General features: G+C 64.7%; 8 protein-coding genes. 6 read left to right on the top strand and 2 right to left on the bottom strand.

Annotation, left to right across the window (positions count from 1 at the left end; genetic code table 11):
* Window positions 1-220 precede the first annotated feature (220 nt).
* Together NKJ06_RS06855 and NKJ06_RS06850 are read left to right on the top strand one after the other, a co-directional pair.
* Window positions 221-1,060: a coiled-coil domain-containing protein gene (locus NKJ06_RS06855; protein ID WP_352809457.1), complete on the top strand. Its 840-nt coding sequence runs from the start codon at window positions 221-223 to the stop codon at window positions 1,058-1,060.
* Window positions 1,061-2,177: 1,117 nt separating this feature from the next.
* Entirely contained in the window at window positions 2,178-2,843 is a 666-nt protein-coding gene (locus NKJ06_RS06850; RefSeq protein WP_352809455.1) for an HAD-IA family hydrolase, read from the top strand.
* 83 nt (window positions 2,844-2,926) lie between these two features.
* Here NKJ06_RS06850 and NKJ06_RS06845 read toward each other — a convergent pair whose 3' ends face one another.
* Window positions 2,927-3,148, bottom strand: coding sequence for a DUF1674 domain-containing protein (locus NKJ06_RS06845; protein WP_352809453.1), 222 nt, complete (start codon window positions 3,146-3,148; stop codon window positions 2,927-2,929).
* Window positions 3,149-3,253: 105 nt separating this feature from the next.
* Between NKJ06_RS06845 and htpX the strand changes: the two genes are divergently transcribed.
* From htpX to purH, 4 genes are all read left to right on the top strand, one after another.
* Entirely contained in the window at window positions 3,254-4,276 is a 1,023-nt protein-coding gene (gene htpX / locus NKJ06_RS06840; RefSeq protein WP_352809451.1) for a zinc metalloprotease HtpX, read from the top strand.
* The gene (locus NKJ06_RS06835; protein WP_502905588.1) at window positions 4,234-5,637 is read left to right on the top strand and encodes an RsmB/NOP family class I SAM-dependent RNA methyltransferase; all 1,404 of its coding nucleotides are present in this window, start codon (window positions 4,234-4,236) and stop codon (window positions 5,635-5,637) included. The genes htpX and NKJ06_RS06835 overlap by 43 nt, the downstream gene beginning before the upstream one ends.
* 248 nt (window positions 5,638-5,885) lie before the next feature.
* Window positions 5,886-7,610, top strand: coding sequence for a heparinase II/III family protein (locus tag NKJ06_RS06830; protein WP_352809447.1), 1,725 nt, complete (start codon window positions 5,886-5,888; stop codon window positions 7,608-7,610).
* An 85-nt stretch (window positions 7,611-7,695) separates the two neighbouring features.
* Window positions 7,696-9,312 carry a bifunctional phosphoribosylaminoimidazolecarboxamide formyltransferase/IMP cyclohydrolase gene (purH, locus tag NKJ06_RS06825; protein ID WP_352809445.1) on the top strand — a complete coding sequence of 539 codons (1,617 nt, stop codon included), beginning with the start codon at window positions 7,696-7,698 and terminating at the stop codon, window positions 9,310-9,312.
* 44 nt (window positions 9,313-9,356) lie between these two features.
* On the opposite strand, the gene NKJ06_RS06820 is transcribed toward purH, so the two are convergent.
* Window positions 9,357-10,733 carry an MFS transporter gene (locus NKJ06_RS06820; RefSeq protein WP_352632919.1) on the bottom strand — a complete coding sequence of 459 codons (1,377 nt, stop codon included), beginning with the start codon at window positions 10,731-10,733 and terminating at the stop codon, window positions 9,357-9,359.
* Window positions 10,734-10,800: the final 67 nt, after the last annotated feature.

The following is a 10,800-nucleotide window of genomic DNA, read 5'->3' as shown; positions in this document are numbered from 1 at the left end:
TAGACCAGCCCAGGGAGACGGGCGCACGAATGTCGAATTGCTCAATCCGGATCTTAGGGTAGCTCGGGCGCAAGTCGGGGCAGTTCGTGCTCAAGCAGCCGCTGCCAGGGAATTGGCCCGCCAGGAGCAGGGGGCGGCGGAAGGCGAGCGCGCAAGGAGCGCCGCTCTGCAGAAAGCGCTCCTCGCGTCAAGCAAGCCGATCGACGCGCTGAGGGCAACCATGGCAGCCGCCGACAACGCACGCGAGGAGCGATTGCGCAACGAACTCGCGGCAGCTCGAACCCTTGACGCACTTCGACGCATTGCGGGAGATGCCCGCACGCTGCTGCGCGAGACCGCCAACTATGTTTTTGTGGAGATGCCCGCTGCTCATCTGGAGCGTCAGCGAACGGAGTGGCTGGCGCGCGAGCTATCGCGAGCGCGGGCGCAAATCGAACAGCTTGAGATCGAGACCGCCAAGGATCGCACCAAGGCCAAGGTTTCGCTGGCGCAAGCGAGCGGAATGCTCGATGACGAGCGCCGGAAGTCTGCGGACCTTCGTGGCGATCTCGCCAAAGTCGAACTGTCCAATGCCGCGCTCGTGGAGCGCGCGGACGCGGCTGAGCAGGAACGGACCGCTGCTGTCAAAGCGAGACAGCGTGCCGAACAGACTGCAGCCGAGACGGCGCAGGCTCTGGCACGAGAACGCGCTGCAGCAGTCTCGATCCATGAGGATCTCGACAGAACTCGCCGCGAGCGCGACGCCGCCCGAGCACTCGTGGCAGGGGTCGCCGGCTTGAAGACGGCTCTGGACAAGCAACGCGAAGCCGCTGCTTCTCTTGCCCGCGACCTAGCCACCGCGCGTGCCGACAATGACAGGCTCAGGACTGAGCGCCCCAGCGCGCAGGTCGAACCGTCGCCGAGGCCGCGTTCTGCCCGCGCAGCAGCCGCGACCGGCCAAGTGAAGGCTGTCAGCCAGAAGACTGCACGCAGCAAGGTTCGCAATCCGTCCCGGACGACCCGCGTGCGTTCTATCACACTTCCCTATTCGCTCAGGCCGATACAGACGACATTGGAGTGATTTCCAAAACGACTGCGCGATCCCTCTTTAAGGCCCCGATTATTGAGGTCATAGCCTCGCGCCCTCCGTTAGGCCGGGATGAATCATCTCTTTCGAATTCGTCCTGCTCCCCTCGGCGAGGAGTCTGCGCGATGCGCTATGTCAGTCCGATCACGCTGCCTGTCGCATTCAATTCGCATTGAATCGGCGCCCGCCGCGTCTCTACGTTGCCTTGCCGCACATAGTCGATGCTGACCTCAATGGGAGCCGAGATCGTATCTGGGCTCGGGCGCTGTATGAAACCTGCGCTGCTGACGCGCACACTGGTCGCACCGAACGGGGCGGCAGCCGACTCGACTGCATCATGGCAGGCGCGAACGACTTCATCTGGGACGCCCGGCAGCGCTGCGATTGGACTGACCGTCAATGAATTGTTGCTGTCGTTGGAAGGCTGTAGGGTGGGCGGGAGGCCGAGCGACCGTCCGCGGTCTGCGGACGGGACGGTACTGGCCGTAGTTGGCGCCTCTACGGTCGTTGTAGTGGCGCTGGTCTCGCCGTCGTCCACCGGGGAACTACTGCTGGGGCTGGGGCTGGGCTCGCCGCTAAGCCCTTCGTGCGGACCGCTATTGCGGCCTTCGCTGCGATGGCTGCCAGCGCCGTGGCTTCCGCCACCATTGTCACCATGATGGCCGCCAGCGCCTTGCCCTCGGCCGTTCTGGCCGCCGGCTGCAGTACTTGCGCAGGCTACCGCGATCGAGCAAGCGACTACGAGAAATGCCCAGCTGGATCCACGGGATTGACGCACGACGACCTCCATAGGTGTGCCGGTCTGACCGTCTTTCCGCGGCATGCAGTCAGAACGGCGCAACCGCCGCTGCCCCCAAAGGCGAACTCGCGAGTAAGGCGCCCACGCAAGCAATTAGGGGAGGAGTCCGGCGGAGCAAGGCCCCCGGCCCTTCCTATTGCCGAGCAACCCAGCTACCGATTCGCGCAATGTTCAGCCGGCTGATTGGAGGAGTTAGCTATGCCAACATTCCGGAGGGACCATCGAAAAGGTGACCCCTCACGCCTTCCCATAAGGACGCCGCGACGTTAGGTTCGGCGACCGCCACAAGCACCCCCTTACTCAAGGAAAACCATGTACGCAGGCAGAAAATTCGCGGCCTTCCTCTTCGATATGGACGGCACGCTCATCAATTCCATCGCCTCCGCGGAGCGAGTGTGGAGCGATTGGGCACGCCGCCAAGGCCTCGACGTCGCCGCCTTCCTGCCGACGATCCATGGCGTGCGGGCAATCGAGACCATCACCGGCCTGGCACTCCCAGGCGTCGATCCGGCGCGCGAGGCTGAATTGCTGCTAAAGGCCGAGGCGGCCGATCTGGACGGCATTCTCCAGATCGCCGGCGCCGTGGCGCTTCTCAACGCGCTGCCGCCCGAGCGCTGGGCGATCGTGACCTCCGCGCCACGTGAACTGGCGTTGTTGCGCATGAAGGCTGCCGGCATCCCTGTCCCGGCCGTTCTCGTCGCGGCGGAAGATGTTTCCCGCGGCAAGCCGGCGCCCGATTGCTTCCGGCTTGGCGCGGACCGGCTCGGCTTCGATGCGCGCGACCGTCTCGTGTTCGAGGATGCTCCGGCTGGCATCATCGCAGCCGAGGCGGCGGGGGCGGCTGTCATGGTCATCAACGCCACGCATAAGCTTCCGTTGCCAACACAGCATGCCGCGATCGCTGGCTACGAGACGATCGGCATCACCGTTGACGAGCGTGGCTGGATCGCGCTCGAGCCGCAGCGCAACGCCGCCTAAAGATGTAGCGCAACGCCGTCCAAAGGTGTGTTGAGATTCAGGTCAGGCTTGCAGACCGGCATCACCTGAATATCAACATACCCTTAGAAGTCGCTGGTCAGGCCCTTTACCTCCCAATCGCCATAGCGACCGGGCTCCTTCCCGCCGCGGCCGCCGATTTCCTTCGGCGCCGTGGCTTCCTTCTCCAGATATTTCACGCGTCTCGCTTCGGCCTCCGCGAGCGCACGCCTGGCTGCCGGCGTCAGCGTCTTTGGCTCGACGTCACGGCCAAGGTCGGCATCGATTTTACTGGTTTCGTCGTTCATGCGATATTTCCAGCGGATTGAAACAGGAACTGGCGTTTCCCATCATATAGCGATGAACCCGCGACGATCGACCCCTATTCTCCATTACCTTGACAGGAGCAGACGATGAACACACTTCGCACCGCCATGCTTCTTGCCGCGATGACGGCGCTGTTCATGGGTGTCGGCTTTTTGATCGGCGGATCGGGCGGCATGATGATCGCGCTGCTGATCGCCGCCGGCACCAATCTGTTCAGCTACTGGAACGCCGACAAGATGGTGCTGTCGATGAACCGCGCCGTCGAGGTCGACGAAAGGACCGCGCCCGAATATTATGCTATCGTCCAGTCGCTGGCCAAACAGGCTGGCCTGCCGATGCCGAAGACCTACCTGATCGACAACCCGCAGCCGAACGCCTTCGCCACCGGTCGCAATCCGCAGAACGCGGCGGTCGCCGCCTCCACCGGTCTGTTGCAGGCTTTGACGCATGAAGAGGTCGCAGCTGTCATGGCTCACGAACTCGCCCATGTGCAGCACCGCGACACACTGACCATGACGATCGTCGCCACCTTTGCCGGCGCCATCTCGATGCTCGGCAACTTCGCCTTCTTCCTTGGCGGCAACCGCGACAACAACAGCCCGTTCGGCTTTGTCGGCGTGCTGGTGGCGATGATCGTGGCGCCCTTTGCCGCGATGATCGTGCAGATGGCTGTCAGCCGGACCCGCGAATACGAGGCCGACCGGCGCGGCGCTGAAATCTGTGGACACCCGCTCTGGCTGGCATCCGCCCTTGACAAGATCGCTCGCGGCGCCGAACGCATCCGCAACCCCGATGCCGAGCGCAATCCGGCAACCGCGCATCTCTTCATCATCAATCCTCTTTCCGGCGAGCGCATGGACAGTCTGTTTTCCACACACCCGAACACAGAAAACCGCATCGCTGCTCTGCAGGCGATGGCGCAGCAGATGCAAGGCGGCGAAACCCGGGCCGCCCCGCGCCAGGCCCCGATGCCACGGCAAGCGGACGAACAGCGGCCATCCGGGCCCTGGGACCAGGCCGCGCAGCCCGAACAGCCGGCCGAACCCGCCAAGCCGAAATCCAACCCATGGGGTCGCAACCCGACCGGGCCCAAGGGCCGGTGGTCGTGAGCGTGGCGGACCGAGGGCCTCGACGCACGGTTTCAGGCGACTTCGTTGCCGGCCTTGCCGCCCGCAAGGCGGCGGCGCGCCTGCTTGCCGCCGTCATCGATGCCAGGACACCGCTTGACGGGCTGACCGATCATGAGAACGGCCACCCGCAATACAAGGCGCTCGACCTGCGCGACCGTGGCCTGGTCCGCGCCATTCTGGTCACCGCATTGCGCTATCGCATGACCATATCGGGGCTGCTGGCGCGGCGCCTGGAGAAGCCGCTGCCGCCCAACGCCACCGCGCTGTCGCACATATTGCATGTGGCGGCCGCACAGATCCTGTTCCTCGACATTCCCGACAGCGCCGCGGTCGACCTCGCTGTGACCCACGCCAAGTCCGATCCGCGCACGGTGCGATTCTCCGGCCTGGTCAACGGCGTGCTGCGCACCTTGGCGCGCGCCAAGGAAACGGAACTGCCTGCCGCCCTTGCCGCCACCGACGAAGCGCCCAAATGGTTTTCCGAGCGGCTGAAGGCCACCTATGGCCCAGAGAAGGCAAGGCAGATCCTGGAAGCCCACCGCGTTGAGGCGCCAGTCGACTTTTCGGTCAAAGCCGATCCCGAGCTTTGGGCCGAAAAGCTGGGCGGCATCGTCCTGCCGACCGGCACAATTCGGGTGGAAAAGCTTGCCGGGCCCGTTACCGAACTGCCCGGCTTTGCCGACGGCGCCTGGTGGGTCCAGGACGCCGCGGCCAGTCTGCCTGCCCGGTTGTTCGGCGATGTCAGGGGACTGCGCGTCGCCGATCTCTGCGCAGCCCCCGGCGGCAAGACCGCGCAGCTCATTCTCGCCGGCGCCAAGGTCACCGCCGTCGACACCTCGAAAAACCGGCTGGCCCGGCTGACGCAGAATCTCGACCGCCTCGGCCGGTCGGCCGAGATCGTCCAGGCCGATTTGCTCAAATACGAGCCGAAGGAATTGTTCGATGCCGTTCTCCTCGACGCGCCCTGCTCGTCGACCGGCACGGTACGGCGGCATCCCGACGTGCCATGGACCAAGACGGCGGCCGACGTCGAAAAACTCGCCGACCTGCAACGCAGGCTGCTCGCCCGCGCCGTCACGCTGGTGAAACCCGGCGGCCGGATCGTCTTTTCCAACTGCTCGCTCGACCCGCTCGAAGGCGAGGACCTCTATCACGCCTTTCTGGGCGGCACGGCTGACATAGCCAACGATCCGCTGCGGCAAGGCGAGATCGCCGGCATCGATCCGTTCCTGACGCCACAAGGCACGCTGCGCACCACGCCCGCCGACCTCGACCTTGGTTCGCCCGGGATTTCCGGTCTCGATGGCTTCTTCGCGGCTCGTATCCGCCGAGCCGGCTAATGCATGTCGCCCAAAAATGTGCAGCGGTTTTGGGACAACGACATGCATAAAACATAAAGACGAAGCGCGTTGCATCCGACCGGTCGGGCGCGACGCGCTTTGATTTAACTGCCCGGATTTACCGGCTTTTTTGGCGATTATCGGGGTCAATACCGGGTGAACCGGCATCGTCCGATGGAATTCGCCTTCGCACGAGTCCAGCAATCATGTAAACTCGGTGCCGGGGTAGAGGACGATCAGGAGGGGTTTTGGCAGTTGCTGCCAGCAGCACGACGCGCCTGTGGACGCTTGTCGCGAAGGAATTCTGGCGCAAAACGCGCCGGCGCCTGCGTGCCGGGCCGGTCTACCGCTGGCGCTATTTTGGCCGCACGCCGGAACGTGTGCTGATCGCACCGCCGGACCTGCGCCTCGCCGACCCGCAGATCGCACTCGAGATCTACTACGGCCGCTATCCCCTGTCGGGGCATCTGGTCGAGACTGGCGGCAAGTCGCCTTTCCAGATCAACGTGCCCAATCACGGCTGGCAGAAAACGCTGCACGGTTTTCGCTGGCTGCGCCACATGCGCGCCGCCGCCACCGACCTTGCCGCCGCCAACGCCCGCGCCCTGGTTTCCGACTGGATCGTCATGCATGGCAGCCATATTTCCGGCGTCGCCTGGGAGTCCGGCACGACGGCCAAGCGCATCATCGCCTGGCTGCAGCACTCCTCCGTCGTGTTGCAGGGGGCCGAGTTCCCCTTCTACCGCGCCTTCCTGAAATCGCTCGCCGTCCAGATCCGCTACCTCAGGTCGATGGCGCGCGAAATGCCGGACGGCAAGGACAGGCTGCGCGCCCGTATCGCGCTCGCCTTCGCCGCTTTGTCCCTGCCGGCGCCAGCCTCAGCGCTGCGTGGCGCGACCCGCAACCTTGCCGCGGAACTCGACCGCCAGATCCTTGCCGACGGCGGACACATTTCGCGCAATCCGATGGTCGTCCTGGAAATCCTCGCCGACCTTCTGCCGCTGCGGCAGACCTATGCCAATCAGGCGGAGACGCCGCCGCAGGCGCTGATCGGCGCCATCGACCGCATGCTGCCGGCGCTGCGCTTCTTCCGCCATCAGGACGGCAGCCTCGCCCGCTTCAACGGCATGGGCGCCACCATCCACGACCGCATTGCCACCATCCTGCGCCACGACGACACCGCCGGCGCGCCACTGCTGCACGCGCCGCATTCCGGTTATGAGCGCCTGTCGATGGGCGGCGTGACGGTCATTGCCGACACCGGCCTGCCGCCGCCGATCGACGTGTCCAACGCCGCGCACGCCAGCTGCCTCGCCTTCGAGCTGTCGTCCGGCCGCCAGCACTACATCGTCAATGCCGGCATCGACACCTATGGCGCGGCTGAATTCCGGCCGCTGGCGCGAGCCACTGCCGCGCACTCGACCGCCACCATCAACGACACCTCGTCGGCACGCTTCAGCCATTCGCTGCGCGTCAACGACCTGCTCGGTTCGCCGCTGATCGGCGGCCCGCAGCATGTGCAGTGCAAGCGCACCGACCAGAAGGGCATTCAGGGGTTTATCGCCCGCCATGATGGCTATGTCCCCCGCTTCGGCTTCCTGCATGAGCGCGAACTGAAGCTCTCCTCGGACGGCAATGTGCTGGCCGGCAGGGACCGCTTCCAGCGGCCCGGCAATGCGGCGATCCGCAACAACGGCCGCGACTTCGTCACCGTCCGCTTCCACGTCCACCCCGACATCAACTTGCTGCAGGACGAGCATGATCGCCTGGTGATGACCGCCGACCAGGCCGACACGTGGGTGTTTACAGCAGCCGAAGTGGTGCCGGAGGTCGAAGAGTCGATCTATTTCGCCGGTCTCGGCGGCCCGCGCCGCAGCCGCCAGATCGTGCTTGCCTTCAAGGCCTCGGAAGTCGCCGAAATCCACTGGCAGCTGACGCGCACCAGCATCGCTGGTTATCCGGAAAACAGCTGAGCCTACCTGACCGCCGGTTTGATTTCCGGGCGGCATGTGCTACGGGCGCGGCATCCATCACACCAGTCGTGAAAGGCCGCCACCCATGGCCGTCGCCGCCAAGAACATTCCCGCGCCTGACCTCGTTCCGGTGCGTCGCGCCCTGCTCTCCGTTTTCGACAAGACCGGGCTCATCGATTTCGCCAAAGCGCTGGCAGCGGCCGGCGTCGAGTTGGTCTCGACCGGCGGCACGGCAAAGGCGATCGCCGAAGCGGGCCTGGCGGTGCGCGACGTCTCTGAGCTCACCGGTTTTCCCGAGATCATGGATGGCCGCGTCAAGACCTTGCATCCCAGCGTGCATGGCGCGCTGCTTGGCGTGCGCGACGATCCGGAGCATTCCGCGGCAATGCGCAAATACGGCATCGAGCCGATCGATCTCGTCGTCTCCAATCTCTATCCGTTCGAGGAGGTCCGCCGCTCCGGCGCCGATTACGCATCGATCGTCGAGAACATCGACATCGGCGGACCGGCAATGATCCGCGCCTCGGCAAAGAACCATGCCTATGTCGCCATTGTCACCGATCCCGGCGACTACGCCTCGGTGCTGAACGCGCTGGAGATGAACATCGGCTCGCTGTCGCTGGATTTCCGCAAGAAGCTGGCTGCCAAGGCCTTTGCCCGCACCGCCACCTATGACGCGGCGATCTCCGGCTGGTTCGCGGAAGCGCTCGAGATCGAACACCCGACATGGCGCGCCTTCGGCGGCAAGCTGGTCGAGGTGATGCGCTACGGCGAGAACCCGCATCAGAGCGCCGGCTTCTACGTCAATGGCGACAAGCGGCCGGGCGTCGCCACGGCGCGCCAGCTTCAGGGCAAGCAGCTGTCCTACAACAACATCAACGACACCGACGCCGCCTTCGAACTGGTCGGCGAATTCGATCCAAACCACTCAGCCGCCGTCGCCATCATCAAGCACGCCAACCCGTGCGGCGTCGCCGAAGGCGCTTCGCTGAAGGCGGCCTACGTCAAGGCGCTGGCCTGCGATCCGGTTTCGGCCTTCGGCGGCATCGTCGCTATGAATCGCATCCTCGACGCCGAGGCCGCCGGAAAAATCGTCAAGACCTTCACCGAGGTGATCATCGCGCCCGGCGCGACCGACGAGGCAGCAGCAATCGTCGCGGCAAAGAAAAACCTGCGTCTGCTGGTGACCGGTGGCCTGCCGGACCCGCGCACATCAGGCACGACGGTCAAATCCGTCGCCGGCGGCCTGCTCGTCCAGTCCCGCGACAACGCCGTCGTCGACGACCTTGAGCTGAAAGTGGTGACCAAGCGCGCGCCGACATCGGCCGAAATGGCCGACCTGAAATTCGCCTTCCGCATCGCCAAGCACGTCAAGTCCAACGCCATCGTCTATGTCAAGGACGGTGCCACTGTCGGCATCGGCGCCGGCCAGATGAGCCGGGTCGATTCTTCACGCATCGCCGCGCGCAAGGCGCTCGACGCCGCTGAGGCAGCGGGCCTTGCCGAACCGCTGACCAAGGGCTCGGTCGTCGCTTCCGACGCCTTCTTCCCCTTCGCCGATGGGCTGCTGGCCGCGATCGCCGCCGGCGCCACCGCCGTCATCCAGCCGGGCGGCTCGATGAACGACAAGGACGTCATCGCTGCCGCCGACGAACACGGCATCGCCATGGTGTTTACTGGCGTGAGGCATTTCCGGCATTGAGCGTTCTTCCTTTTCCCTTTGCGGAAAAGGAAGAAGCGCTGTTGCTATTCGCTTGGCCGGTCCGCCGGATAGGGCGTGTTGACCAGGATCGCCATGCCGAGCCCAAGGAACAGCACGATGACCGCCATGCCGAGGCGCGCCGAGCCACTGGCCAGGGTGACGGACGCGACCATGAACGGCGCCAGGAAACTGGTTGCCCTGCCGGCCAGCGCGTAAATGCCGAAATAACGGCCGGATTCGGCGGCTGTGACGCTGCGCGCCATATAGGACCGTGACGACGCCTGCACCGGCCCGAAAGCCACGCCGATCAACAGGCCGAAGAAGATGTAGGCCTTTTCCGCCGCCGTACCGAACAGGCCGCCGCTGTCTGGTCCGGGCATCATCCAGAGGCCGAACAAAGTGTAGCCCGGTCCGGTCGAGACGATGCCGATCGTGGCGATGCTGAGCAGGATCAGTGAGATCATCACGATGGTTTTGGAGCCAAGCGCCGTGTCGAGACGGGCTGCAGCCAGGCAGCCGAAGATGGCGACGACGTTGAGAATGATGCCGAAAATGCCGATCTCGGTGATCGACCAATGGAACATTGCAGCCGCAAATGTACCACCCAGCGCCAGCAGCGCATTGACGCCGTCCTGATAGATCATGCGGGCGACGAGGAAGCGAAAGATACCGCTGCGCTTGCGCACCTCACCCAGTGTTACTTTCAGCTCCGCCAACCCCTCTCGCACCGCCGGCCCGATCGGGATGCCCTTGATGGCGTCCGGCGTGAAGAAGAACATCGGCAGGATGAAGAGGAAATACCAGCCGGCCGACAGCGGCCCGGTGGCCCGGGCGTCCTCGCCGAGCTTCGGGTCGAGGCCGAACAGCGGGTCGATGCCGATGATCGTCTTGCCCGTTTCCGGCGAACCGGCCATGCAGGCGACCACGAAGATCAGCGCGATCATCCCGCCGAGATAACCAAGACCCCAGGCCATGTTGGAAATCCGGCCGATCTCGCTCTTCGGCACCAGGCGCGGCATCATCGAATCGTTGAACACGGTCGAAAATTCGGCCGCGACCGACGCCAGCGAGAACAAGAACACGACAAGGAAAAGGTTCGAACCGGGGGCCGCGAACCAAAGCAGGCAAAGGCTGGTGACCTTGACCGCGGCGAAGAACGCGATCCACGGCTTGCGTGGGCCGGTCTGATCGGCGATCGAGCCGAGGACCGGCGACAGCACGGCGATGACCAGGCCTGCCGCGGCGATGCCGTAACCCCAGGCCGCCTGGCCGGATTCCGGATCGCTCGCCATGCGCGAGACGAAGTAAGGCCCGAAGATAAAGGTGGTGACGACCGTGAAGAACGGCTGCGCCGCCCAGTCGAACAGCATCCATCCCCAGATGCCGCGCCCAGACGCACGCTGCAGTGCTATTTCGGTCATGTCCCCTCCGATCGCCTTCGTAACGCTAGCGGTTGGCCCATGTCTGCATGTTTTGCAGTGCGCATGC

The organism is Mesorhizobium sp. M0293 (assembly GCF_040321735.1).
Lineage (GTDB): Bacteria > Pseudomonadota > Alphaproteobacteria > Rhizobiales > Rhizobiaceae > Mesorhizobium.
This window is presented reverse-complemented; position numbering and strand designations above follow the sequence as displayed.